This window comes from Chlamydia buteonis (genome assembly GCF_900634605.1).
In the GTDB taxonomy this organism is placed as follows: Bacteria; Chlamydiota; Chlamydiia; order Chlamydiales; family Chlamydiaceae; genus Chlamydia; species Chlamydia buteonis.
Genome location: NZ_CAAAFM010000001.1, coordinates 424,187 through 448,644, shown reverse-complemented (window position 1 = coordinate 448,644; position 24,458 = coordinate 424,187). Strand labels below are relative to the sequence as shown.

Here is a 24,458-nt window from a genome sequence, read left to right as displayed (position 1 = left end):
CGATTTAGTGACAAGGAGTAATCAAAAGCTGTTAGAAGGATGGGTAGATGTTGGTTCTTCGCTTGAGTCTGGAGGTAGATTATCGTTTTCTGAAAATAAATAACCAACACCGCGAATTGTAGAAATTTTAGAACCGTAAGGCCCTAGTTTTTTTCTTAAAGAAGCGATATGTACATCGACGTTTCTAGCTATAATTTCTTTGGTGTTTCCTTTTATTTCCTCAAGCAGGTGTTTTCTTAAACACAACTGACCACGATTCATAAGTAGTTTTTTTAATATTCCAGCTTCTGAAGGAGTTAAATGAATAGTTCCTTGAGGTGAGTCTATAGAAAGATTTAAAAGATGGAATGTTCGATCACCAAAAGATATGGATTCAGGAATGGCGTGTTCGAAATAATGATGATTGCGTAAAAAAGCACGAATAACAGCATCTATAACTTTAACTGTTATGGGGCGAAGTAGATAACCGCTCGCACCGTTATTCAGAATTTTTACAATAGCCTCTTCTTCAAATACATCAAATAATACAACTAAATCTGTTTCTGAAGAAATTCTACTAGAAAACATAGCTTCAGGGAGAAGTAAGTATTCACAGAAAATTAAATCAGCTTCAGGCGTATCAGTAAGAGTAGACGAGATAACAATGTTATACTCTACATTCTGAGCAAACTCTTGTAGTTGCAAAGATATACTACTGTCTTCGGTAACAAATAATATAATTTTATCTGTAAGCATGAGCAAACAAGGTAGGCTATATTATTTGAGTAACTAATACAAAATCTTTTATTTTTCAAAGGCTCTTTACAATTTTTAATTTTTTTTATGATTAAAAATAATTTTGCATAAAGACAACCCTGTATATATAATTTAACTTTAACACGTTAAAAATTAATTAAAAACGACGGTTTAAAAAAGCCGGCAGAGGCTCTGATGGTTCGCTATATACTGTTTTGCGTATTTTTTCTTTCATGCTTTGCCATGGGAGGGGGGCTTTATTTTTTATGTTCCTCGCACAACCCTTCAGTGACATCATCAGAAAGCACACAAGCTGCAGCGTTATGGGTTAATGGTCAAAAAGAACAAGTAGATTCTTTTTTACAACGTTTGCTACCGAATCAACAACGTCAGTGTCTTCTTTGTTTCCAAGGATTTATTCTGCAAAAGCAGAAAAATATGAGCCAGTCAGAGAAAGTCTTTTCTAAGATTTATAACGAAGTAGAAACAACGCAATTCTTATTTAAAGAAGAGGTTATAGGAGGGCGTATTCTTAATGCTTTTTTCTCTGAGAATATAGAACAAATGGAGGTGTTAGTTGGTGCTTTGTATCAGCAGTTCCCCAAGTCGCATTATCTTCCTTTGTTTGAGTGTCTTTTAAATTATAAGCAAAGACATTTTGATAAAGCTTTACAAGCTTTATCAGTATGGAGAAATCAAGTAAAAGATACAGAATTTTCATTATTAGATTTAAACATACAGAAATTGGTTTCAGACTTCTTTTTAGGTAATATAGAAGCTCATTGCTTGATAGAACTAGGGGAATTTTCTTCAGGAAGAACCATTCTTAATCGTATCATTGAAAAGCTACTAAAAAGAGAGTGTGATTGGGATTCTGAAATTTACGATTATGCTGTTTTAATGCTCAGTAGAAGTTACTTTTTAGAACTACAACAGTCGAATGTTTGTAAGATTTATCCAGATTACTATGAGATGATTCTTTTTTATAAGAAGAAAGTTCACGCTTTGGATCAAAGATCATATGAAAATTTTATTCCACAAGAGGAGTTGTTTTCGATGCTTGTTGAACATCTTTTTGTTGTTCCTCAAGAACGTCTATCTCCTTTAATGCAGATAATTAAGAATTGGGAACGTTTTTATTTTGATCCTAAATATGATTTGGTAATACGATCTTTAGTTGACAAGTTTTTTTCCCATCCTGAACAGGTTACCCAGCTATGTAGCTCAATTGTTTCTTTTGAAATAGAATCGCTTAGGAAACGTCTTGTAGATACCTTTGGAACTATTCTATCAGCACATGTACAAAAGGTACAAACAACAAAAGCTCAACAAACTCTTTCGATATTAAAAATTTTAGATGCAGACTTGTGGGTAAGTGAGAAGTTGATTATCTCTCCCGAGGCTCTTAAAGAGATTATTGCTAATGACGATCTAAGTTACACTAATCTAAGAAAGTATCTCAATCTTTGGGAGGAGATACAGTCGTATGACATAGATAGACAACAGCTTGTGCATTATTTAATGAAAGAAGCTAAGCAGTTATGGCATCAGGGAAATTGTGATGATAAAGCTTTGAATTTGCTCCACCTCATTTTACAGTTTACTGACTATGATATAGAAAGTGAGAACCTTGTTTTTCTATTTATAAAGCAAGCGTATAAGCAAATGTTATCTGGACATGCGATTACACGTTTATTGAAGTTAGAGGATTTCATAACGGATGAGGGGTTAACTCCTATAACCATATGTGAAGAGGTGATAGCAAATTTTTTAGCTGATGCAGAATTCTTATACATTCAAGGTGAGTATCATAAATGTTACTTTTATAGCTTATGGCTTACCAAAGTAGCCCCCTCACCATTAACCTATCGTTTGTTAGGATTATGCCTTTTTGAAAATAAGAGTTATTTAGAAGCTTGGGACTGTCTACATGCTTTACCCTCGAATGAGCGTATGATTCTAAAGTTCAGAAAGCACTAGCATTATGCCAAAAACATCTACCCAAAGATCTAGAAACTAGTTATAAAAGGGGGTAAAATGCATAGAGTTTATGCTTTCGTTAAGCCCGGATGTTTCTCACCTTCTTTATGATGTAGTTCAACAACAGATTGTTCTACCTTTAGACCTAGCTTTTGCGAAACGCCATATCTCTTCAGAATCAAAAAAAGCATTCGCATTTCTTGCTATTTCTTCTGCTCTTTGGCGTTGTGGTTATCCCTTTCTTAGTATAGAAAATGAACGTCTGTTCCCTTCAGTATCCGGCATTTCTGAAAAGTTGTTTTACGAATATTTTCAGGCTCTTCCTAACGATGTTTTGTCGTCGTTATTTGTGATAGAAAATAATAAAATTTACTTAAAATCTTTATATACAGTTCGTGAGAAACTTTTTAAAAAACTTTCTGTGTTGTCACAAGCTTCTAATCGATACAGCCTAACTACAACAACTCTATCAAGTTTATCTCAGGAGCAAAATGAGGTTTTTCACAAAGCTGTTAACAGTTGTTTTTCTTTGATCTGTGGTGGACCTGGAACAGGTAAGACATTTCTTGCTGTACAGATAATAACCGCGTTAATTAAGCGGTATCCTAAAATCCGTATAGCTATAGTCTCTCCTACAGGCAAAGCAACCTCTCATATCCGTCACATACTCTCTAAACATCATATTTCTGAGGCTAGTGTTACAATCCAAACAATACACCGATTCTTGCAAGAACATGCTTATCATCAATGTACTTCTTTTGATTTATTACTAGTTGATGAGGGGTCTATGGTGACATTTAGTCTTCTGCATAGCTTAGTCAATACTTTATCTGGGGAAAATAAACGAGGGGAAATCATTGCTGATAATTTAATTATATTGGGAGATGAGAATCAACTACCTCCTATAGGTGTTGGCGCCGGAAATCCTCTTCAAGATTTGATAGCACGTTTCCCTGAAAGAGCTCTACATCTTCATGTTTCTCATAGAGCTAAAACAAATAGAGTTCAAAATTTTGCTAAAGCTATTTTAGAAAGACAAGCCATTCCTTTTACTCCTCTGCCTCCTATGCTCACTGCACTTTCTAGGATTAAAGAGGCCTTTATAAATACCCCTTCATCTCAAACACAATTGTGTGTTTTAACTCCTATGCGACATGGTCCTTGGGGATACCTAAGATTAAATGAACTGATCTTTCGTGAAGTACAAAAAACACATCCAGAGTTGCCCATTCCTATTATGATAACAGAACGTTATGAAGCTTGGGGACTATTTAATGGCGATACGGGGTACCTTTGCCCAAAGACGCAAAAGTTATTTTTTCCTCACTCTCGCTTTATAGATGCCAAAGAGTTTTCCTATTATACCTATAACTATGCTATGTCAGTGCATAAAAGTCAGGGAAGTGAGTATGAAGATGTCATTGTTATTATCCCTAAAGGGTGTGAAACTTTTGATATTTCTATTCTTTACACAGCGATCACACGTGCTAAGAACAACATAGATGTATGGGCTGACCGAGAGACGTTGTATAAGATCATAAAAAAACCCCATAAGTATACTTGTGGGGTAAATCGTCTTCTTTAGAGAAAGCTCTTATAAACTAATAAAATCTTGAACAAAGTTTAGCACGGAAGACATCATCCAGAAAGAACCAATAATGATAGCAGATTGAGGTCCTAATAAAGCAGGAGCAAAAGCAACAAATAAACAAAGAATGTCTGCGACTAAATCGACACAATTGCACAGAAAGGAGTAGATTTTCTCTCTTAACGTTAAACGACGTTGGATAAAATTCTCGACAGAAGGTTCAAGATCTGTTGAGCGTAAAGCGCTCACTATGCTAACAACGTCATCAGCAGCGCCGCAAGCAGAACTAATTGCGGATAATCCGGTAGCAATACTGCCTAAACCTTTCGCATGTTTTCCTAAATTTACAAGTTTCAAGTTAGAGAAGCAACAAACGTTTCCTGTCGCTTTGGCAGCTAAGCGAGTAACTTTGCTTGCAATAGCAAGAGGAGATCTTAGCAGACGACTCGAAGTAACTTCTATTTCTCCGTTTGATTTTTGTATGCTTTTTGTAACTACTTTGAAACTTCCGGTAGAAGAGTCTACTTCATAGAACATAGCACCTGTTAAAAGTTGAGAGAGCAGAGTTGCTGTATCTACACAGTTATTTAAGCCTAAAGCTAATCCACACGCATTTTCTAAGGAGGTAAGCCGTGTTAGAGAGTCTTGTCTCCCCGAATTTAGCGATGCTTTAGCAATTATTGTAGAGGAACCTAAAACTCCAAATATATCTCCTAGCAGGCTGATACCATTATGAAGTTTCTTAGATTTTAGTCGAATCTGATCACAACACGTTGTTAATATGGGACTCACAGGAATGTTAGATAGACAACATCTACTAAAGCAGGAAGTAGTCATAATTACCTAATAAATTAAAATTATATTTTTGCATTAGCTCGCAAGGTAGCACGTGATTTGATACGAGCTGCTTTATTGTGTTTAAAAATGCCCCTTTTTACAGCTTTGTCAGCTACGCTGTAGACTAACTGTAATCCAGAAGCAATGGTCGTCTGATCACCAGCTTTTAAAGCTGCTTCAAATTTTTTCATCATTGTTTTTGCTTTTGACTTAAAACTTTGATTGATCAAACAACGTTTTTGCGAAGTTATAATACGTTTTTCTGCAGAAGGTCGCTTTTTTGGACCGCTCTTTTTAGTTGTTTTCTTGCCTGCCATTATTACTCCAAAAACAAGTATTTTTTATTTGAAAGAATCAACCTGCCTTAACACTTGAGTTAAGACTTGATAAGTGTGATACTGTGTTACAATAAGGGCGGAATTGTAAAAGAAAGAACAATAAAAAGAAATAAAAACAGAGGAAATGGACTGTATTTTATGGGAGAGATAAATAAACTTTTATGTAAACATAAAAATATAGAATTAATCGCACGATTTTTTCTAAAAAGACTCGGAAAATAAAGCATACTTTGTGAGTTAATGAGACAAGGATTAGAATTTTTATGTTGTTTGTGAAAAAATTTTTTCACCCGATTGCTCGGTATCATAACTACCTCTTCCCCATAGTTGCATTTCTTCTTCCCCTCATTTGTCTACCTTTTTTGTCTAACTCTCAAAAAAAATATAGCTACTTTGTTTTTTCTATTATTTCCTTAGTTGGATGGTTTTTCTCTATCGGACTCAGAGAGAAGCAGTTAAAAACAGCAGCGGGTCAACTTTTGCAGACTAAAATTCGTAAAATTATTCAGAAAGACGAGGGGTTAAGAAAAATATGTGAATCAGTTGAAGAACGCCAATACGAGAGTCAACAATTGAGATCACAGAATCAGAAACTTCTGAATCAACTACTTCACGTTCGTGGAGTATTTATGAAAACCAAATCAGATATGCAGAAATTGGAAGGGTTAGCAGCTCATTTAAGGGAAGAGAATCAATGTCTGCAGTTGCAATTAGATGCCTTATCTCAAGAATGCCGTGAAAAGGAAGAAGAGATTCGGGAAGTAAATCGTGAACTTACCGAGGCTTTAGCTTATCAGCAAGTGCTTAATGAAGAGTACCAGGCAACTTTTACAGAACAGCACAACATGTTGGATGTTCGACAAGTCTACATTGGAAAGCTGGAATCAAAAGTGCAGGATTTAATGTGTGAAATTCGTAATTTGCTCCAGCTGGAATCAAATATAGTAGAAAACCTGCCCAGACACGCTACAGCGAGTTCGCAAGAATTGCCCAAGCAACTTCTTTCGGAGTTAAAAAAAATAGCTTTTAAAATGGAGAATACAGAAGCAGCATCTTCCTTAACAGCTTCTCGTTATATACGATCCGAATCTTCTGTGCATAACTACTCCTTGGAATGTCGTCAGTTGTTTGATAATCTTAGAGAAGAAAATCTTGGAATGCTTTTTGTGTATGCTCCGCAATCACAAAGGGCAGTTTTCGCAAACTCTTTATTTAAAACTTGGACTGGATACAGGGTAGAAGATTTTTTAAAAATGGATGAGGATATAGTTGTTTCTGGTTTACCTCAATGGGAGGCAGATCTTCGTCTCTATGATCGGCAAGAGCGATCAGGAAAAATAATAATCAAAACAAAAAACCATCGTCAAATTCCTTTTTACTATTGTTTAACTGTTTTAAATAAAGGCCCACTACACAAGCATGTTTTGGGTGTTCTTTATCCGGTGCGTATAGATGCTCTTCGTGGATAGACCTATCATCGACCATGCTTATTAAAAATCCCTAGATTTCCTATATTTCTTTGGCTAAACTATTACCCAAAGGCTAGGGCCCTATTATTTTGTTGCAACCCAATAATCAAATGCTCATGAATACACAAAATGGCCAGGCTATGGAAGCGGCTCATGAAGAAGAAGCTCAGAAAAAGTTAGAAGAACTCGTTTCTCTTGCTAAGGATCAGGGTTTTATTACTTACGAGGAGATCAATGAGATCCTTCCCATGTCTTTCGATACCCCTGAACAAATCGATCAAGTGCTGATTTTCCTTACAGGAATGGATATTCAAGTCTTGAACCAAGCGGATGTAGAACGACAAAAGGAAAGAAAAAAAGAAGCCAAAGAGCTAGAAGGCTTAGCCAAGCGTACAGAGGGGACTCCTGATGACCCTGTACGTATGTATTTAAAAGAAATGGGAACCGTTCCTCTTTTAACTAGAGAGGAAGAGGTTGAAATTTCTAAAAGAATAGAAAAAGCTCAAGTTCAAATTGAACGGATTATCTTACGTTTTCGTTATTCTTCAAAAGAAGCTATCTCTATTGCACAATATCTCATCAATGGAAAAGAACGTTTTGATAAAATCATTTCCGAAAAAGAAGTAGAAGATAAAACTCATTTCTTAAAGCTGCTTCCTAAGTTAATCAGTTTGCTTAAGGAAGAAGATGCATATCTAGAGTCTTTGCTGTTAGCTTTAAAGCAAAATAATTTATCGAAAAAAGAGAGTGCGAAATTAAACGAGGATTTGGAAAAGTGTCGTATTCGTACTCAAGCTTATCTGCGTTGTTTACATTGTCGTCACAATGTTACTGAAGATTTCGGTGAGGTTGTCTTTAAAGCATACGATTCTTTCTTACAATTGGAGCAGCAAATTAATGATTTGAAGGTTCGAGCAGAAAGAAATAAGTTTGCGGCAGCAAAATTAGACGCTGCTAAGCGTAGATTATATAAGCGAGAAGTCGCAGCAGGAAGAACTCTGGAAGAGTTCAAAAAAGACGTGCGTATGCTGCAGCGTTGGATGGATAAGAGCCAGGAAGCTAAAAAAGAAATGGTCGAGTCTAACCTTCGTTTAGTGATTTCCATAGCTAAAAAATATACAAATCGCGGCCTTTCCTTCTTAGATTTGATTCAAGAGGGGAATATGGGCTTGATGAAAGCTGTAGAAAAATTCGAATATCGCAGAGGATATAAATTTTCTACTTATGCCACATGGTGGATTCGTCAGGCTGTTACACGTGCTATTGCAGATCAGGCACGAACCATCCGTATTCCTGTGCACATGATTGAAACTATAAACAAAGTTCTTCGTGGTGCTAAGAAATTAATGATGGAAACAGGCAAAGAACCTACACCAGAGGAATTGGCCGAAGAGTTAGGATTAACCCCTGATCGGGTGCGGGAAATTTATAAAATTGCTCAGCATCCAATTTCTTTACAAGCAGAGGTTGGTGAGGGAGGCGAAAGCTCCTTTGGCGACTTTTTAGAAGATACTGGTGTGGAGTCTCCAGCAGAGGCTACGGGCTATTCTATGCTTAAAGATAAAATGAAAGAGGTGTTAAAAACCCTTACGGATCGTGAACGTTTTGTTTTGATTCATCGTTTTGGTCTTTTGGATGGCAAGCCTAAAACACTAGAAGAGGTGGGTTCAGCATTTAATGTGACTCGAGAGCGTATTCGTCAGATTGAAGCTAAGGCTTTAAGAAAAATGCGTCACCCGATTCGTTCAAAACAATTGCGAGCTTTCCTCGATCTTTTAGAAGAAGAAAAAATCACGGGTAAAGCAAAGAATATCAAGGGAAAATAACTCGAATCATTTTATAACTTTTAGGTGTCACCGCAGAATCGTATCAACTCATTATTCCAGATTTTCGTGTATGGGTGCGTCTTGGATGTTCTTCAGAGGAACGTTATTTTAAGCAGCCCATTTTAGTTTCTATCGCCCTTTCTTTCTTTAAAGAGCCATCTGTTTGTGTTTCAGATGATCTTGGGGATGCATGTTGTTATATTGAAATTACTTCTTTAATAGAAGAAGTGGCCTCTAGCAAGCCTTGTGCTTTAGTAGAGCACTTATCTAAGATTTTAATGGATGCTTTAGAAGCAAAGTTAAAAGACAAGGTTTCTAAAATAGATTTAGAAGTGCGTAAAGAACGCCCTCCTGTTCCTAACTTGCTACAGCCCATTTGTTTTAAGATAAGTAGGGAAGTTTCACTATGATAACCAAGCATTTTATTTGTTTATCTCTAGGTTCTAATCTAGGAAACCGTTTTGAAAATTTTCGTAAAGCGTTCTCTCTTTTAAAAGAGTTGGGTATAGAAGATTTACAAAGTTCCATAATTTTGGAGACAAAGGCTTTATTGCTGCCTAACTCACCAAAAGAATGGGACTTGCCTTTTTTTAATTCCGTACTTATTGGAAGGACTACACTATCTCCAAAGCAGTTATTGTCAGGGATAAAACATATAGAATGTAAGCTTGGTAGAGATCCTAATGCCTTGCCTTGGTCTCCTAGGATTCTAGATGTGGATATTCTGTTATATGGTGATGAAAATTACCAACAGGATGACATAACTATACCTCATAATAGGATTTTAGAAAGACCGTTTTTACTTTCTCTTGTGGCATCGTTATGCCCTACTAGAAAACTCAATCAACCGGATTCTGAATTTCATTTAAAAACTTTTGGAGAAATAGCCCATTGTCTACCTTATCCTCAAGAGACTGTTCTTAATAGCTTTTCTCCTACTACCTTTTTAATGGGAATAGTTAATGTTACGGACAATTCTATTTCTGATGGGGGATTATATATAGATCCTTCTAAAGCTGTTGCTCATGCAGAGCAATTATTTGCTCAGGGGGCTTCCGTGATAGATTTTGGTGGGCAAGCAACTAATCCTAAAGTTAAGCAGTTGATTGACATAGATCAAGAGTGGGCCCGTTTAGAGCCTGTACTAAAGCTTTTAGCTGAAAAATGGTCAGGATGTATGCAATATCCGGACGTTTCATTGGACACATTTTATCCTGAGATTGTTAGGAGAGCTTTAGAGATTTATCCAATTCGATGGATAAATGATGTTTCTGGTGGGTCTAAGGAAATGGCTGAGATTGCGAAGGAGGCGAATTTATTATTAGTTATCAATCATTCATGTTCTCTTCCCCCACGTTCTGATAAAACGTTAGCTTTTACGACATGTGCTTCAGACCAGTTGTTAAGTTGGGGAAAGAAGCAAATCGAAGCTTTTGTTGCTTTGGGATTGAGCGAAGATCAAATTATTTTTGACCCAGGAATAGGTTTCGGCACGACTCCCATACAAGCATTGAATATATTACACAGAATGGAAAAATTCCGAGAGCTTGGTTGCTCTACGTTAGTAGGTCACTCAAGGAAATCGTGTTTCTCTTTGTTGGGGAAATATGATGCTAAAGATCGTGACTGGGAAACTGTGAGCTTATCGGTTTTGTTACAACAGCAAGGAGTGAATTACTTACGTGTTCATGATGTTGAAGCAAACCAAAGGGTTTTATCCGCAGCAGCATGGCCTGGGATTTATGTGTAAAATACTTGGTATAGTTGCTTGTGACCCTCGGGGAGTAATAGGAAATCAAGGAAAGCTTCCCTGGAACTATCCTGAAGATATCAAATTTTTTTCCAAAACTATAGGGGGTCATGCCCTAATCATGGGGAAAAGGACTTTTGAGGGTCTTCCCGATAAGTATAAGAAGAATCGGAAGATTATTGTCTTTTCTAGGAATTATCATGAAAGTTTCGAGAATGTGATATGGGTATCTTCGTTAGAGGAATTTACTCGTTTAGAACAACCTTCTTCTATTTTTCTTCTTGGTGGAGGAGAACTGTTTTCTTTATTTTTAGAAAATCGGATGGTGCATGGGTGTTTCATAACTCATATTCATAAGTGTTATGAGGGAGATGTTTTCTTCCCCCTATCTTTAGTAAAAGGGTGGAAAAAGACTATTTTAGATGAGAAAGAGAACTTAACATTTTGTTTTTATGAAAATTTCGCCGATTGTCACTCGTAGAGTTCATGTTCATGATGATATTTACGAAATTTTAGATGAGTCTCTTCCGCAGTTGGCGGAGAATTCTATAATTGCTTTATCTTCAAAAGTTTTGAGTCTTTGTGAAGGTGCTGTTGTTGATGTAAAAACAACAACCAAGGAGGCATTAATTAAAAAAGAATCAGAGGCTTATGTTTATTCTGAGCTTCATGATATGTATCTCACTAAGAAGCAAGGAATTTTGATTCCTTCAGCGGGGATTGATGAATCTAATGCTCAGGATTACTATGTTTTATATCCGCGAGATTTATTAGCTTCAACAAATGCTTTAGGCATATGGTTGAAGGATAGATATCGCTTAGAAAATTTAGGAGTGATAATAGTAGATAGTCATACGACACCTATGCGTCGAGGTGTTTTAGGATTAGGATTATGTTGGTATGGATTTTCTCCCCTATACAGCTATATAGGGAAGCCTGATTGTTTTGGCCGTCCCCTACGCATGACGCAAATTAATCTTTTAGATGCTTTAGCAGTTTCTGCTGTACTTTGTATGGGAGAGGGAAATGAACATACTCCCATAGTGCTTATAGAAGATGCGCCTAAAATCACTTTTCGTTCTTTGCCTACGCTGCAGTCCGATTTATCCACATTAGATATTGATGAAGGAGAGGATTTATACGGTCCTTTGCTTCGTTCTGTAGCTTGGGAGTCCACATAATTTTAATTTTTTGGAGGCGTTAATGAAACCTTGTTTGGATTTACTAGATAAAAATATCAATCAGAAACATATGTTAAACCATACTTTCTATATGAAATGGTCTAAGGGAGAGTTAACTAAAGAGCAGCTAAGAGCATATGCAAAGGATTACTATCTTCACATTAAAGCTTTCCCTCGTTATCTTTCAGCAGTCCACAGCCGTTGTGATAATTTAGAAGCGCGTAAATTACTTCTTGATAACCTTATGGACGAGGAAACAGGGAACCCTAATCATATAGATCTATGGAAAAATTTTGCCTATGCTTTAGGTGTTACTGAAGAAGAGTTAGAAAATCACGTCCCTAGTGAAGCAGCCCAAAAGAAAGTAGCTACATTTTTACGCTGGTGCTCTGGAGATTCATTATCAGCTGGTATTTCGGCTTTATATACTTATGAAAGCCAAGTCCCTGCAGTTGCAGAGACAAAAATTTCTGGATTAAAGCAATATTTTGGTTTTACTGCTCCTGAAGATTACGAGTACTTCTCAGTACATCAAGATGTTGATGTAAGACATGCTCGTGAGGAAAGAGAGTTAATAGAAACACTACTTAATAATGATTGTAATAAGGTTTTACAAGCTTCTCGGGAAGTCTGTGATGTTTTGTATAACTTTTTAGATACTTTCTTAGATGAGAAAGATTCTTGCTCAACAATTTCTACTACTTCAGATTCCAAATCTTCTTCATGTCGTTGTCATTGCGGTCATTAATGAGCTGTTTCTCCTTCTCTTGATTAAATCAAGAGAAGGGTGTTAAAACATTTAAGCTACAGGTTGCACAGTAGGCTCTTCTTTCTTTTCTTCAACTGTAGTTTTTGATGAAGCAGTCACTTCGAAGATACGTTTTTCTAATTCTTCGAGTAATTTCTTATTTTTCTTGAGTTCTTCACGAACAGCTTCTCTTCCTTGTCCTAATTTACGATCTTGATAGTTAAACCATGATCCTTTTTTCTCGACGATATTATGTTCTACAGCCAGATCTAAAATGCATCCTGCTGAAGAAATACCCTCGTTAAAGAGAATATCAAATTCTGCTGTTCTGAATGGAGGTGCGAGTTTATTTTTAGCAACTTTTACTTTTATCCGATTTCCAAGATCGAAGTTTTCATTACCTTTGATCGCTCCTATACGACGAATATCCATACGTATTGATGAGTAGAATTTTAAAGCGCGTCCGCCTGTTGTTGTTTCGGGATTGCCGAAACTTACACCTATTTTCTCTCGGATTTGATTAATGAATATAGCACAGGTTTGACTACGTGCTAATGTTGCTGTCAGCTTACGTAATGCCTGAGACATCATACGTGCTTGTAATCCTACATGTACATCACCAATATCGCCTTCGAGTTCACTTTTAGGAACCAAAGCGGCTACAGAGTCTATGACGATAACATCAACGGCTCCTGATCTTGCTAGTAACTCAGCTATGCTTAAGGCATCCTCACCACAATCTGGTTGGGAGATCATAAGATCATTGATATTCGCTCCTATAAGGGAAGCATAACTAGGATCTAAAGCGTGTTCTGCATCGATATAAGCAGCAACACCCCCAATTTTTTGCGCGTTCGCCACAATGTGGGTGGCGAGCGTAGTTTTCCCCGAAGATTCAGGGCCAAAGATCTCAACGATCCTGCCTTTTGGAACACCTCCGATGCCTAATGCTAAATCTAAAGACAGGGCCCCCGTTTTTATAGTAGAGATCTCATGAGATGCTGAGTGTTTCCCTAGACTCATGATAGATCCAGAGCCAAATTGTTTTTCAATATAGGCAATTGCTGCTTCTAGTGCTTTTTTACGATCAGGTACATTCATTTATATAGGTGCTCCTTTTTTCCACACTTTCTATGCAATAGTCCTGCGTTTTGGACTTTGAGAGAAGAATGGGTAAGCTTCTTCTCGTAACTTAGCTAAGAGATGTCAGAGTGGTGATTTTTGATGATGGATGTATGCTTGGCTTTTCTTTTGGTTTTTATGGATAACCCAATTTTTCACACTAGTCAAGATAGAAAGCAGTTGTAAATGTAACATTTTCTGTATCTGTAGGTTTGTTGCAATTATTAGATAAAAGATTTTTCGTGGTTCACCTTGACAGTGGATTGTCATCATACACAGAGGGTGTGTTATTGACAATTCACAGATTTTTCAATGTGAAGACAAAGGTATTGGTAATGAAGAAGTAAAAAATCTCTGGAAAGTATTTATGAACACGTTTCCGAGAAAAATATTAAGCTAAAAATACTTGGGATAAGGGAATATCATGAGATTCTCTAGAAAGAATTGTAGTTTTTTGTTCTCTAAATCCTAAGCCTATAGAGATAAGGTGTGGGTGTTTTGCTAACCAACGATCATAAAAACCACCACCATAGCCCAGGCGGTAGTTATCGTTATCAAAAGCTAAGGCGGGAACAAGAACATGTGTGATATCTTGTGGTGAGATATATTTTAAATTGAACTCAGCGAGACGCAAGGGGTGTACTATCTTTGAGAGATTGTTGAGTGAAGAAACCTGGACGGGCGTCAGTTCATGATTATCTATTTTAGGTAGTGCTAGGGAGAATTGTTCGATCAGAATCTGATTGGCTAAATTTATGTTAACTTCTGATCGAAAAGGGACAAAGGAAAGGACACAACTTCCTTTAGGTAGTAGACGAACAAAAGAAGCCATTGCTTGAGAGGCTTGTGATAACCTAGGTTCTTGTATAGATTGTCGTAGTGAAGAAAAAAATTTTCGTTGTTTTTTTTTGTCAGTAGTTACGGAAGTATCCATAGCTAATTAATTAATTAATGGTTTGCCATCTTGATAAGGGATTTTTTTAGTAATCGTTCCTGAAGATGTGAACAATACTGCTGTGCCACAACCTTTATCTATCTTAGAATAGGGGTGTCGATCTCCGGGGCGGAAATATTCGCCTTTTACAAGCAACTCGTTGTCATATTCTTCGGTAGCCATGATCTGCCCCTCAGGATAATACAACGTTAATAGACCTGATTTTTTATTATTTATCAATTCTTTACAGCTTTCTAGAGATCCATTCGGATACCAGGTCTTTACGGGGCCTTGTAAAATGCCGTGATTCCATGTTAAAAGGAGTTTAGATTTTCCAGAATCGGGATAGAAAAATAGCTCTTCACCATGTTTTACGCCTTCAGATAATGTGTATGTTTGAAGAATTTGATTGCCGAGACCATCGAATACAGTCACGTTTCCATGAGGCTCCCCACGGACGAACACCCGTGTTTCTACAATAGAGTGTTTGCCATAGATAGCTTGCGTTCCGTTGCCGTTGGTGATTTCAGAAAATATTTGATGAGTTTCAGGATCTAGGTAATAGCCTTTTAACAATAGACCATTATCGTATTCTTCTTCAGAGAGCACAGTGTTAGAACGTTCTTCATAGCGTATGGATATGCTGTGCTTTTCTCCATCTTGATATGTCTGCTTTTTTAGTAGGAATCCTTCAGATGTATACGTGAGGAAATCACCATGAGCGCGGCCTTTATGATAAGAGCACTCTTTCCAGACCTGACCATTAGAATGGTAGTAATATGAGGTTCCTTGGAGTAAACCCTTATCATAATTAATAGCAGCTTCCAGTATGCCTTCGTCATTGTGTGCTAGAGTCGTTCCATGGAATAACCATCCTGATTCTGCTGAAGGATGAAGATCTGCAATTCCTCCTATGACTTCTGCTTGGATTTTGATTTTTCCATTACTATGCCATTCTCGGTAACGTCCACACGCACGGTTATTCACGCACTCGAGATACTGTTTTAACTGTCCGTTGGGGTGGTAGGTTGTCAAACAAGAGACATTTTCTCCTCGTGCGTTTTTATACATACGCATGACTTTTTGATAAGGTTGAGGAGAGAGAAAATCTACTTTAGAGTATTTTTTTAGCTTCTCTTTAGAGCAAATTGTCTCCGATAAGCCATTCCTATCAATGATGTTAATTCCTGTTAGTGTTAGTTTCTCATAAGTTCCAGAGGCATACCCCGGAGTCATACAAGCACAACATAGAAGAAATAAACATAAAAATTTTCTTACAACCATCGACTTATAGCCTCAGCGTTTATAGACCACACCTGATTGTTTAATGGTGTAGTATGTTTTGTCATTTCCCAATGTGTAAAGAAGGCCAAAGGTGCTTTGGGGTTATTGGCATCGAATAAATAAAAAATTTCTTCAACATTATCACTATCAGCTTCTACGGGATTTTCCAGACGAAGTGATATCAGATCATCGGCAATCTGCCCGATAAACCATATCACCTGATTGTTTGATGAGAGAAACATTTGTTTCCTGCACCACACTTCTTTACTCTGAGAAATCAAGGAATTGTCTTTGAGGGATGCTAACCGATCTTGCTCCCTACCTAATAGGCGAATTTGCTTACTTGCTTGGAGGAGTTCTTGGGGTTGGATATTTTTATGATGTCGTTTGAGGTGCTCATTCTTGTTCTTGATTAGTTCGCATTGATCTTTCATCAACTTTAAGGTAAGAATGTGCGAGTTTAGAGCTTCCCAGCGCTTTGTTGTCCGGGCGTGTTTATAGACAATCCCTATAATAGGAAGGCAGCTAACTAAACTCAAAGCAATAAGAGCACAAATTAAAGACCATTTTTTCATAGGACTTCCTGGGAAACTATAGTGAATTGTAACTCAAAAGCGCGTCCGCTAGACGATGTCTGCATGATGTTAGAGAGTTTAGGATGCATAGATATTTTGCGGAGGAATTCGGACACGTCTTCAGGATTTCCTTCTCCCTTGACAGAAATATTTGCTTTGTAAGGTAAGGTAGGATTTTGCTGCGAAGGGAAGGACACCAAGGAATAACAGAAGTATGAAAGTTTCACGGAGGGGGTATTCTGCGACATCGAAGAAAGAAACAGCATAGTTTCTTTGCTTGTTGGAATTGTTGGGAGGTAGGGGTACTCGGGGTGAGAATATGAAGATACAGCAGTACGCAGAGCTTCTTCTAAACCGTGAAGAGATTTAGGCGTGTTTGGGATTTCCGGACACGCCAAAGCAAAGTGTTCCCGCACGCGGTGAGAAAGAGAGGCGAGTTTTAAAGTAGAACCTATACCTACGATTGCCGAGGATAGTAATGCAAGTTTCCCTATAACCAGAGCTGAGCGTTTAAACCAATGCTTTTGAGATTCCGAACAGTTAAACACGGGGTTGTAGGGTAAGACAAGAGTTCTTTTTGAGGCACTGTGATATGCTGTGGTAATAGCGTCACCGTAATTTGCCCATTCTTCTTCCTCCAAACCAAAGGTTGTTGTTTGGCAGGAAACCAAAGGGAGAGAGAGTTTGTGTTCTAAAGATTTTTTTAATCCTTCAGGAATATGTGCAGTGTGAATAGCGGATAGCTCTATAGAAGGATAAGTTTCTTTTACGTAATCTAATGTTGTTAAAACATTCTCGGAGTTGTTTTGAGCGTTGCCAAACGATCTAGAGACTAAAACTGCGCCATTTTGGACAAAAAGGCATGTGGTCTCAGAAGAACCTGTATAAACTAAGAAATACGCGGGAAGAGCTTTTAAGGGGGTCTGCTGCACAAGAGAGAATATGTCTGCGGGTTGGCAAGATATTCTATCAGGAAAAATACGCGCTTTATGTAGAAGGGCTACCTCGCGTTCTGCTGTAGCTTTTTGAGTTACCCAAAGGGTTACAGGAGTTTCTCCGTACTCATTTCTTTTCCCTAACCTAGGAGCAACTATTAAAGAATTCCAAGGGAAAGGCGCGTTAGTTTCTAAATCTGTTAAAGCTATTTTTAAAATATTATTTCTATTTCTTAATGAGGAAAGCGAACTTCTGATTAAACTATCAGTTCCTCTTAACGAAAATGCGATAGACGATGTTAAATATTTTTTTGGTAGCAACCATTCTTGATCTTTAGAAATGTGTTCGCAATGGGAAACTATCCATCCTTTACATGTTTTCTGCAAAATTGCTATTTTAATAGTGTTATTTGCATCTAGGGTTACCCCTATATGGTATATGGGCAGTTTAAAATCCATAGTACGGTGTTCTTAAAAAATAAAGGTAACCATTTTAAAGAATAAATGGCTGTTTTTCAAGAAAAACACATATTAATTGTTTATAAAGGGGAAAGGAATGATATCTTATTTTTTGAAAGCAGCTATTAATGTTTATAGTTTTTTAATCTTAGTGTATATTCTTGCCTCTTGGGTTCCTGAATGCCACAATACAAAATGGTATCAATACGTATATAAATTTGTAGAGCCTTATCTAGCTTTATTTAGAAAATTTATCCCGCGGATTGGCTTTATCGATATTAGCCCTTTAATTGCTCTACTTTGTTTAGAAGCTGTTCCTTTTATTGTGTTACGAACCCTAAGGTTTGTTATTCTTAATATTTTTCAGTACCCATGGCTTCTTCAATACGTATAGGAGATATTTTATTAAAATCTCCTGTAGTTTACGCGCCTCTAGCAGGTTTTTCAGATTATCCTTACCGGAAAATGTCATCATTTTATGGCCCTCCCGCGCTAATGTTTTGTGAGATGGTTAAGGTTGAGGGTTTGCACTACTCCCCTTCGCGCACTCTCAAGCTTTTAGAATATTCTGAATCTATGCGTCCCATAGGGGGGCAGCTTTGTGGTAGTAAGCCTGAAGTGGTTGCAGAAGCTGCTAAGGTTTTGGAAGGTCTAGGCTTTGATTTAATAGACTTAAATTGTGGTTGTCCTACAGACAGGATCACAAAAGATGGCAGTGGGTCAGGATTGTTAAAATCTCCAGAACTTATTGGGAAAGTTTTGGAGAAGATCATAGAGGCGGTCTCTATTCCTGTTACTGTAAAAATACGTTCCGGATGGGACTGCAGTAATATTAATGTTGAAGAAACAGTACGTATTATAAGAGATGCTGGCGCAAGTGCTGTTTTTGTGCACGGAAGAACGCGAGCTCAAGGTTATGTTGGTCCTAGTAATCTTGAATACATAGCGCGAGCGAAAGCTGCAGCCGGCAAGGATTTTCCTGTATTTGGGAATGGGGATATTTTTTCTCCAGAAGCAGCTAAGCTGATGTTGGACTCTACGCAATGCGATGGTCTACTTGTTGCCCGCGGTACTATGGGAGCTCCTTGGATAGTAAGACAAATAGAAAGTTATCTTGCGAGCGGAGCATATCAACAAGTCCCTTTTTCTAAGAGAAAACAGGCTTTTATTCAGCATTTGCAGTGGGTGGAGGAATACTATCAAAGTGAAGCAAAGTTTCTTTCTGAAACGCGGAAACTTTGTGGTCACTATTTAATATCTGCTTCTAAAGTGCGGTTTCTTCGCTCAGCTTTATCTAAAGCTACATCAGTGCAAGAAGTCTATCGGCTGATTGATAGTTATGAAGAAGCTGATGACGAGGATGGGGATTAACCAGATTTGAATAAATGCTGATTTAGTAGTTTTGGCAATTGGAACATATCTACAGGTTCGGGGCCAATAATAGCTTCAAACTTATCGTCAGGCAGCAACATCTTTTTATTCTCAGGGGATTGTAGATTATGGTCTTTGATGTATTGCCAGACTTTCTTTGTGGCTTCTCCACGTCCTACAGGTTCGGAGCCAATCACCAGCGCTAATTGAGGAGATGGTGTAAGTAAAGCCCCTGCTTTAGGGGTTTTTCGAGTCTTTCCTTCGCTTTTCTTTTTTTTAGCAGTTGTTTTAGTCATTTTGCTGCTGGATTTTGTAGTAGCTTTTTTCTTCCCTGTTGTTTTCTTTTCGTAAGGTGTTTTTGGAGTTCCTGTGTACTTTGTAATAACAGCATCTATAGTGTTACCTATCACACTGCAGTCAGGATATTCTGAGCAAGAATAGAATGTTTTATTGTAACGAGAACGTTTTTTTAAAATTTTCCCTGAGCAGCCAATGGCAGGACAAGGAATAGCTTCTTCTTTTTCTACTTCCTCGCCTTTCTTATGAATAGAAATCGTTCCACGACATTGAGGATAGTTTAAGCATCCTAAAAATGTTCCAAAACGCCCGTGGCGAACTTTCATATCCCCACCGCAAACAGGGCAAGGGCTATTCCAAGGTGTATCAACAGCATAATCGTCTTTATTGAAAGCAAGTTCTTCTTCAGAAGTTTTAAAATCACACTCAGGGTATTCGGAACATCCGTAAAAATAACGATTTTTTGCCCAGATTTTAACAAGTTTTCCTTTGTGACATGCGGAACATACAATATCGGTAATCACTCGAGGGATAACAGCTTCTTTTTCTGCAGTAGTGACTACAGGAAGAAATTGGTCCCAAAATTCTTTAAGAAGTAATTTCCAAGACTTTTTATTGTCAGCAATAAGTTCTAGCTCATCTTCCATAAGAGCTGTAAAACCTATGTCCATAATCCGAGGAAAGTTTGTCTCAAGAAATTGCGAGATAATTTTTCCGAGTTCTGTAGGGCGTAAGCGCTGATTTTCCTTAATAGTATACTCACGACTTTGAATTTTATTCATAATCGTTGCGTATGTGGAGGGTCGACCAATGCCTGATTTTTCTAACTCTTTTACTAAAGAAGCTTCTGTAAACCTCGGTAAAGGTTTTGTAAAAGCTTGTTCTGCAGAAACCTTTTCCTTATCTAAAACGTCCTGGGCGTGTAGTTGAGGAAGCGATAGATTTTCTTCTTCAGTTGTATCATCATCAAGTTTTTCTTCGTATACTGCGAGAAAGCCTTTAAATTTCAATAATGATCCAGACGCACGCAAATCTATTTTTACATTTGTTGAAATCGTCATCGCTAACGTATCGTAAATCGCAGGATTCATCTGGGAAGCAACACAACGTTTCCAAATAAGAGAATAAAGCTTGAGTTGATCATCGGAGAGTTTCCCTTCAAGCTTATCGGGAGATAAATAGATATCTGTGGGGCGAATCGCTTCGTGAGCATCTTGGGTCATCTTTTTTGTGGTGTAGAGATTAGGAGACTTCGGAAGGTATTCTTGTCCAAATGTGTTTTGTATATAATCTCTCACGTTATTTAATGCCTCGGGATCAATACGTACAGAATCTGTACGCATATAAGTAATTAATCCTGTAGCACCTTCGTTATCTAACTCGACACCTTCATATAATGTTTGAGCCACTGACATAGTTTTAGAAGAAGAAAATCTGAAATGACGACTTGCTTCTTGTTGCAAAGTGGATGTAATAAATGGTGGCGCTGCATTACGTCGTTTTTCTTTCGCTTCTACGCGAGTCACTCTGTAGGAAGCGTCTTCTAACAGCTGAGCATAATGTTGAGCTTGAGCTTCAGAGCTAATTAATAAAATTTCATCTTCGGTTTTTCCCTTAGGGAGTTCTTTTTCCCACTTTTTCCCGTCAGCAGAATATAGGTGGGCCCAGAATGTCTTAGATGTTTTAGGGTCTTGGAGGAAAACACGAATATTCCAATATTCAGTAGGCACAAAGGCTTCTATGGCTTTTTCACGATCAACCACAAGCTTGAGTGCTACGGATTGCACGCGTCCTGCAGATATGCCAGATCTTTGTTGTAGCTTACGACTTAAAATAGGAGAAATTTTATAACCAACAATACGATCTAACAGGCGACGGGCTTGTTGAGCATTTACTAGAGCCATATCGATTTCTCGAGGATGCTTTAAAGCTTCATTAACAGCACCTTTGGTAATTGCATTGAAGGATATCCTTTGCATATGAGTATTTTTAGGAAGCTGATTTGCAATATGCCAGGCAATCGCTTCCCCTTCTCGATCTGGGTCAGGAGAGAGATAGACAATATCACAACTGGAGGCTAATTTACGAATTTGACTGATAACTTCTTGTTTATCAGGAAGAACTTGATAGTTAGGTTCGAAATCATGTTCGATATCGATACCAAATTCCTTGGCGGGAAGGTCAACAACATGTCCTAGTGATGAAGCGAAAATAAAACCTTTCCCTAAGAGTTTTTGTAAGGTTTTAATTTTAGCGGGAGATTCCACTACGATTAAGGATTTTTTCATTTATATTAAATGGCGAACTCCACATTTTACTTGGAGTAAAACCGCCTCTCCTTTTTTATTGTTTTTATTCCCTATCTAAAAAAAATCCTCATGCAAGCAACGATTATTTAATGCAAGCTTTCACTACTGATACGTATTTCAGCTCACTTTAAATAACGGACAAACTAGAAATTTTGACAATAACCTGCTTATATGAAGAGGAAATCTTCAAAATAAAGAAGGATTATAAATAGGTAATTTTATTTTTTCTCTTAGAAGAAAAAATCGCTGACTATAGAGACTTTCATGTCCCTATAATTTCTATGATTTGTAGAGCTTGCCCTTCATATAAACATGTAGAAACCGCAAAACTCAAATTCTTCAATAGAGATTAAACCAGAGGGCCTGGCATGTCCTAATCGTTATTCAGTATGAAGTAGATTCTTTTCAAGGGAATAATGTAGTACTTAAGAAATGTATCTCTACACGAAAACTTTAATAAGAATAATTCTTGTTTTTGAAAGTTGAAACGATAAGAAGCAAATCTTACATCTAACGAGAATATTTACTCAAAAAATGCTTACTGTTGATTTGTTAAAGTTTTTGATTTTAACAATGGATAAGAAGAAATTCTGATAGCACTAGTATCTTAGAAATATGGAACTAAAACGTGGAAAAGTTTGAGTTTTTAATTCCTCCAAAAACTTTGGAGGATGATCTCCTGGATTTGAACAAACAAGGAATATTAGCTGGGCCTGAAGAATTAAAAGCACCTTTTTTATATCGTGCTCAAGATATTATTGATAATGCTCCTGATTATCCCACCGCATTCCCTCCGAGATTACAAGAGATTTTTGATATTAATCCTACACATTTAGAAGTTATATATTCTAATGAAGGGATGGATGTTTGGGAGGCTGGGTGCACATGGATAACCAACAACTATGTAACCATACAGCTACGCAAACATCTACGTAAAGCCGCGCGTTGGTTTTATATGTATTCTAAAGAAGAAATTCTTTCTCATGAAGCCGTACACGCTGCACGTATGAAGTTTTATGAACCTATGTTTGAAGAGGTTTTAGCTTATCAAACCTCACCAAAAGTTTGGAGGCGCTTTTTAGGACCATTATTTCGTTCTCCAGGAGAGCACTACTGCTTATTTTTCTTTGTTCTTTCTGGGCTAGGGTTAGCTTTATGGTCTCCTTTAGTAGGTCTTGCCTGTATTCTTGCTACACCTGTGTATTTCGGGACAAGATTATTGATCATACAGAGCTATTTTCGTCGTGCTATGAAGAAAATCCGTAAAATGCTGGGGATTCCTCCTTTATGGGTAATGCTAAGACTTACAGATGCTGAGATTCGTATGTTTGCAACACAACCTATTCCGGTTCTTGAAAAATATGCTAGAGAACAGAAATTAGAAAATGTTCGCTGGCAGCAAATCTATATAGCGTACTTTACCTAATTGCTAAAATGTAAAACCGCTTTACATTTGCGAATGAGTTTTTCTTTTATAAGCAGGGAGAATTTTTAATTGTGTTCGGTATTTAGCTACCGTACGACGGGCACATTGGATGCCCTGTTGTGAGATGCGTTTGCTAATATCAGCGTCAGACAAAGGTGTTGTTTCAGAGGCTACCCATTGATGAATCCATTGTAATATAGTTTCTTTGGATTGAGAATCACTAGTACTTGCAGTACGAGGGAAGAGGTGTTTCAGAGGTATGATGCCAATAGGGCCTGCCAATGTTTTATTTTCTATAGCACGAAATATCGTAGATTCATGATAGGGCAATTCTTTCGATAAATTTTTTACAGACAATGGTTTAGGGCATGATGTTTTGCCCAGGAGAAAGTTTTCTTGATGAGGCAGGATTTTTTCAATAATAGAAAACAATGTTTGTTCTCGTTTTCTTAAGTTTTTAATCAGCCATTTAGCAGAAAGAATTTGCTGTGTGAGGGTCTTTTTTTCCTCTCTAGGTAGCTGTTCATAAATATGAAATACTTCGCTATTAAGTTTTATAGGAGGTAGTCCTTTGGAACTGATTTGAATCTCCCAAACCCGATCTTTTTTAGTGACATAGACGTCAGGAAGCGCGGGTTGTATATTGGAGGAGGAAGCATACCCTTTGGCAGGGCACCACGGGACTGTAGTTAATGCATTTTTAAGAGCATGTCTTAAGTCTGAAGGGGAGCAGTGACATTTCTTTGCTATACGGAGGAAGTCACAGTTAATCAAAAGAGAGTAGTGCTCTTTGATAATCTTGTAAGCAAGATAGTGTGGGGAGCCTTCTAAATGTAAGAGCCAATAATCTTGTAGAGATGGAGAAGCAATGCCCAGAGGATGGAAATGTTGGATCGTTTTCCATACTTTATAAATAGTCTCTAGAGAAACTTCAAGTTGTAGCGAGAGTTCTTCGGGAGAAGAAAGAAACAAACCTTGATCTGAGAGATTTCCTATAATGTGTTGAGCAATAAGCAGATCTTCAGAACGATCAAAAGTTTGTTGAACCTGTGTGAGAAGATGGGAAAATAAAGATTCAGGACGAGAATATGAAGCATCCACGGAAGGAAGAGAAGAACATGTTGACCACTCTTCCTCTTCTAGAGAAGAGAGATCAAAAAATGGATTATGAATGATTTGTTGAAGTATATAGGAGGAAAGTTCTGTAATCGGAGATTGTAACATTTGCAATCCCTGCTGCATGCGCAGCGAGGGAAGGTAGTTAAGAGAAAGCTTTTGATGGTGTTGAAACATA

General features: G+C 37.5%; 21 protein-coding genes and 1 pseudogene. 12 read left to right on the top strand and 10 right to left on the bottom strand.

Annotated features, from left to right (window positions below):
- Nucleotides 1–21: 21 nt before the first annotated feature.
- Nucleotides 22–735 (bottom strand): response regulator transcription factor, encoded by a 714-nt coding sequence (locus E1N70_RS01950; protein WP_131743892.1) that lies wholly within the window; start codon nt 733–735, stop codon nt 22–24.
- 195 nt (nt 736–930) lie between these two features.
- Here E1N70_RS01950 and E1N70_RS01945 point away from each other — a divergent pair.
- Together E1N70_RS01945 and recD are read left to right on the top strand one after the other, a co-directional pair.
- Nucleotides 931–2,771, top strand: a pseudogene (locus E1N70_RS01945) (DUF1347 family protein).
- A 14-nt stretch (nt 2,772–2,785) separates the two neighbouring features.
- Nucleotides 2,786–4,300, top strand: a complete 1,515-nt coding sequence (gene recD, locus E1N70_RS01940; protein WP_131743891.1) for an exodeoxyribonuclease V subunit alpha — start codon at nt 2,786–2,788, stop codon at nt 4,298–4,300.
- A gap of 9 nt (nt 4,301–4,309) precedes the next feature.
- Here recD and E1N70_RS01935 read toward each other — a convergent pair whose 3' ends face one another.
- Entirely contained in the window at nt 4,310–4,984 is a 675-nt protein-coding gene (locus tag E1N70_RS01935; protein WP_208638300.1) for a hypothetical protein, read from the bottom strand.
- A gap of 176 nt (nt 4,985–5,160) precedes the next feature.
- Complete coding sequence (gene rpsT, locus E1N70_RS01930) at nt 5,161–5,457, bottom strand: 30S ribosomal protein S20 (protein ID WP_131743889.1); 297 nt, start codon at nt 5,455–5,457, stop codon at nt 5,161–5,163.
- A gap of 284 nt (nt 5,458–5,741) precedes the next feature.
- On the opposite strand from rpsT, the gene E1N70_RS01925 reads away from it, so the two are divergent.
- The 7 genes from E1N70_RS01925 to E1N70_RS01895 all read left to right on the top strand — a co-directional run bounded on the left by E1N70_RS01925 (nt 5,742) and on the right by E1N70_RS01895 (nt 12,452).
- Nucleotides 5,742–6,947: a hypothetical protein gene (locus E1N70_RS01925; protein ID WP_131743888.1), complete on the top strand. Its 1,206-nt coding sequence runs from the start codon at nt 5,742–5,744 to the stop codon at nt 6,945–6,947.
- 110 nt (nt 6,948–7,057) lie between these two features.
- A complete protein-coding gene (locus tag E1N70_RS01920) occupies nt 7,058–8,773 on the top strand; it encodes an RNA polymerase sigma factor (RefSeq protein ID WP_131744154.1) in 1,716 nt (571 codons plus the stop codon).
- Nucleotides 8,774–8,823: 50 nt separating this feature from the next.
- Nucleotides 8,824–9,183: a dihydroneopterin aldolase gene (gene folB / locus E1N70_RS01915; protein WP_276330485.1), complete on the top strand. Its 360-nt coding sequence runs from the start codon at nt 8,824–8,826 to the stop codon at nt 9,181–9,183.
- On the top strand, nt 9,180–10,523 hold the full coding sequence (gene folP, locus E1N70_RS01910; protein WP_131743886.1) for a dihydropteroate synthase: 1,344 nt from the start codon (nt 9,180–9,182) through the stop codon (nt 10,521–10,523). The genes folB and folP overlap by 4 nt, the downstream gene beginning before the upstream one ends.
- Nucleotides 10,516–11,004 carry a dihydrofolate reductase gene (locus E1N70_RS01905; RefSeq protein WP_131743885.1) on the top strand — a complete coding sequence of 163 codons (489 nt, stop codon included), beginning with the start codon at nt 10,516–10,518 and terminating at the stop codon, nt 11,002–11,004. The genes folP and E1N70_RS01905 overlap by 8 nt, the downstream gene beginning before the upstream one ends.
- Nucleotides 10,976–11,704: a putative folate metabolism gamma-glutamate ligase gene (locus E1N70_RS01900; RefSeq protein ID WP_131743884.1), complete on the top strand. Its 729-nt coding sequence runs from the start codon at nt 10,976–10,978 to the stop codon at nt 11,702–11,704. The genes E1N70_RS01905 and E1N70_RS01900 overlap by 29 nt, the downstream gene beginning before the upstream one ends.
- Nucleotides 11,705–11,726: 22 nt before the next feature.
- Nucleotides 11,727–12,452, top strand: a complete 726-nt coding sequence (locus tag E1N70_RS01895) for a CADD family putative folate metabolism protein (RefSeq protein WP_131743883.1) — start codon at nt 11,727–11,729, stop codon at nt 12,450–12,452.
- A 51-nt stretch (nt 12,453–12,503) separates the two neighbouring features.
- Here E1N70_RS01895 and recA read toward each other — a convergent pair whose 3' ends face one another.
- The 5 genes from recA to E1N70_RS01870 all read right to left on the bottom strand — a co-directional run bounded on the left by recA (nt 12,504) and on the right by E1N70_RS01870 (nt 17,761).
- Nucleotides 12,504–13,553, bottom strand: a complete 1,050-nt coding sequence (gene recA, locus E1N70_RS01890) for a recombinase RecA (RefSeq protein ID WP_131743882.1) — start codon at nt 13,551–13,553, stop codon at nt 12,504–12,506.
- A 412-nt stretch (nt 13,554–13,965) separates the two neighbouring features.
- Nucleotides 13,966–14,508 carry a 5-formyltetrahydrofolate cyclo-ligase gene (locus tag E1N70_RS01885; RefSeq protein WP_131743881.1) on the bottom strand — a complete coding sequence of 181 codons (543 nt, stop codon included), beginning with the start codon at nt 14,506–14,508 and terminating at the stop codon, nt 13,966–13,968.
- Nucleotides 14,509–14,514: 6 nt separating this feature from the next.
- Complete coding sequence (locus E1N70_RS01880; RefSeq protein WP_131743880.1) at nt 14,515–15,792, bottom strand: toxin-antitoxin system YwqK family antitoxin; 1,278 nt, start codon at nt 15,790–15,792, stop codon at nt 14,515–14,517.
- Nucleotides 15,783–16,367, bottom strand: coding sequence for a hypothetical protein (locus E1N70_RS01875; RefSeq protein ID WP_131743879.1), 585 nt, complete (start codon nt 16,365–16,367; stop codon nt 15,783–15,785). The genes E1N70_RS01880 and E1N70_RS01875 overlap by 10 nt, the downstream gene beginning before the upstream one ends.
- A complete protein-coding gene (locus tag E1N70_RS01870; RefSeq protein ID WP_131743878.1) occupies nt 16,364–17,761 on the bottom strand; it encodes a hypothetical protein in 1,398 nt (465 codons plus the stop codon). The genes E1N70_RS01875 and E1N70_RS01870 overlap by 4 nt, the downstream gene beginning before the upstream one ends.
- Before the next feature lie 97 nt (nt 17,762–17,858).
- Here E1N70_RS01870 and E1N70_RS01865 point away from each other — a divergent pair, with 97 nt between their 5' ends.
- Together E1N70_RS01865 and dusB are read left to right on the top strand one after the other, a co-directional pair.
- Nucleotides 17,859–18,155, top strand: coding sequence for a YggT family protein (locus E1N70_RS01865; RefSeq protein ID WP_131743877.1), 297 nt, complete (start codon nt 17,859–17,861; stop codon nt 18,153–18,155).
- Nucleotides 18,134–19,132, top strand: coding sequence for a tRNA dihydrouridine synthase DusB (dusB, locus tag E1N70_RS01860; protein WP_131743876.1), 999 nt, complete (start codon nt 18,134–18,136; stop codon nt 19,130–19,132). Before E1N70_RS01865 ends, dusB begins: the two co-directional genes overlap by 22 nt.
- On the opposite strand, the gene topA is transcribed toward dusB, so the two are convergent.
- On the bottom strand, nt 19,129–21,717 hold the full coding sequence (gene topA, locus E1N70_RS01855) for a type I DNA topoisomerase (RefSeq protein WP_131743875.1): 2,589 nt from the start codon (nt 21,715–21,717) through the stop codon (nt 19,129–19,131). The two genes, dusB and topA, sit on opposite strands and share 4 nt — an antisense overlap.
- A gap of 649 nt (nt 21,718–22,366) precedes the next feature.
- Between topA and E1N70_RS01850 the strand changes: the two genes are divergently transcribed.
- Nucleotides 22,367–23,164 (top strand): hypothetical protein, encoded by a 798-nt coding sequence (locus E1N70_RS01850; RefSeq protein WP_131743874.1) that lies wholly within the window; start codon nt 22,367–22,369, stop codon nt 23,162–23,164.
- 21 nt (nt 23,165–23,185) lie between these two features.
- On the opposite strand, the gene rpoN is transcribed toward E1N70_RS01850, so the two are convergent.
- Nucleotides 23,186–24,457: an RNA polymerase factor sigma-54 gene (gene rpoN / locus E1N70_RS01845; protein ID WP_131743873.1), complete on the bottom strand. Its 1,272-nt coding sequence runs from the start codon at nt 24,455–24,457 to the stop codon at nt 23,186–23,188.
- Nucleotide 24,458 lies beyond the last annotated feature (1 nt).

What these genes read in the sequence shown, in the direction of transcription:
- folP (WP_131743886.1), top strand. Translation starts at nt 9,180, where the DNA reads ATGATAACCAAGCATTTTATTTGTTTATCTCTAGGTTCTAATCTAGGA.
- recD (WP_131743891.1), top strand. Translation starts at nt 2,786, where the DNA reads ATGCTTTCGTTAAGCCCGGATGTTTCTCACCTTCTTTATGATGTAGTT.
- rpoN (WP_131743873.1), bottom strand. Translation starts at nt 24,457, where the DNA reads ATGTTTCAACACCATCAAAAGCTTTCTCTTAACTACCTTCCCTCGCTG.
- recA (WP_131743882.1), bottom strand. Translation starts at nt 13,553, where the DNA reads ATGAATGTACCTGATCGTAAAAAAGCACTAGAAGCAGCAATTGCCTAT.
- E1N70_RS01925 (WP_131743888.1), top strand. Translation starts at nt 5,742, where the DNA reads ATGTTGTTTGTGAAAAAATTTTTTCACCCGATTGCTCGGTATCATAAC.
- topA (WP_131743875.1), bottom strand. Translation starts at nt 21,717, where the DNA reads ATGAAAAAATCCTTAATCGTAGTGGAATCTCCCGCTAAAATTAAAACC.
- E1N70_RS01875 (WP_131743879.1), bottom strand. Translation starts at nt 16,367, where the DNA reads ATGAAAAAATGGTCTTTAATTTGTGCTCTTATTGCTTTGAGTTTAGTT.
- E1N70_RS01900 (WP_131743884.1), top strand. Translation starts at nt 10,976, where the DNA reads ATGAAAATTTCGCCGATTGTCACTCGTAGAGTTCATGTTCATGATGAT.
- E1N70_RS01920 (WP_131744154.1), top strand. Translation starts at nt 7,058, where the DNA reads ATGCTCATGAATACACAAAATGGCCAGGCTATGGAAGCGGCTCATGAA.
- E1N70_RS01870 (WP_131743878.1), bottom strand. Translation starts at nt 17,761, where the DNA reads ATGGATTTTAAACTGCCCATATACCATATAGGGGTAACCCTAGATGCA.
- E1N70_RS01950 (WP_131743892.1), bottom strand. Translation starts at nt 735, where the DNA reads ATGCTTACAGATAAAATTATATTATTTGTTACCGAAGACAGTAGTATA.
- E1N70_RS01865 (WP_131743877.1), top strand. Translation starts at nt 17,859, where the DNA reads ATGATATCTTATTTTTTGAAAGCAGCTATTAATGTTTATAGTTTTTTA.
- E1N70_RS01885 (WP_131743881.1), bottom strand. Translation starts at nt 14,508, where the DNA reads ATGGATACTTCCGTAACTACTGACAAAAAAAAACAACGAAAATTTTTT.
- E1N70_RS01905 (WP_131743885.1), top strand. Translation starts at nt 10,516, where the DNA reads ATGTGTAAAATACTTGGTATAGTTGCTTGTGACCCTCGGGGAGTAATA.
- E1N70_RS01895 (WP_131743883.1), top strand. Translation starts at nt 11,727, where the DNA reads ATGAAACCTTGTTTGGATTTACTAGATAAAAATATCAATCAGAAACAT.
- E1N70_RS01880 (WP_131743880.1), bottom strand. Translation starts at nt 15,792, where the DNA reads ATGGTTGTAAGAAAATTTTTATGTTTATTTCTTCTATGTTGTGCTTGT.
- rpsT (WP_131743889.1), bottom strand. Translation starts at nt 5,457, where the DNA reads ATGGCAGGCAAGAAAACAACTAAAAAGAGCGGTCCAAAAAAGCGACCT.
- dusB (WP_131743876.1), top strand. Translation starts at nt 18,134, where the DNA reads ATGGCTTCTTCAATACGTATAGGAGATATTTTATTAAAATCTCCTGTA.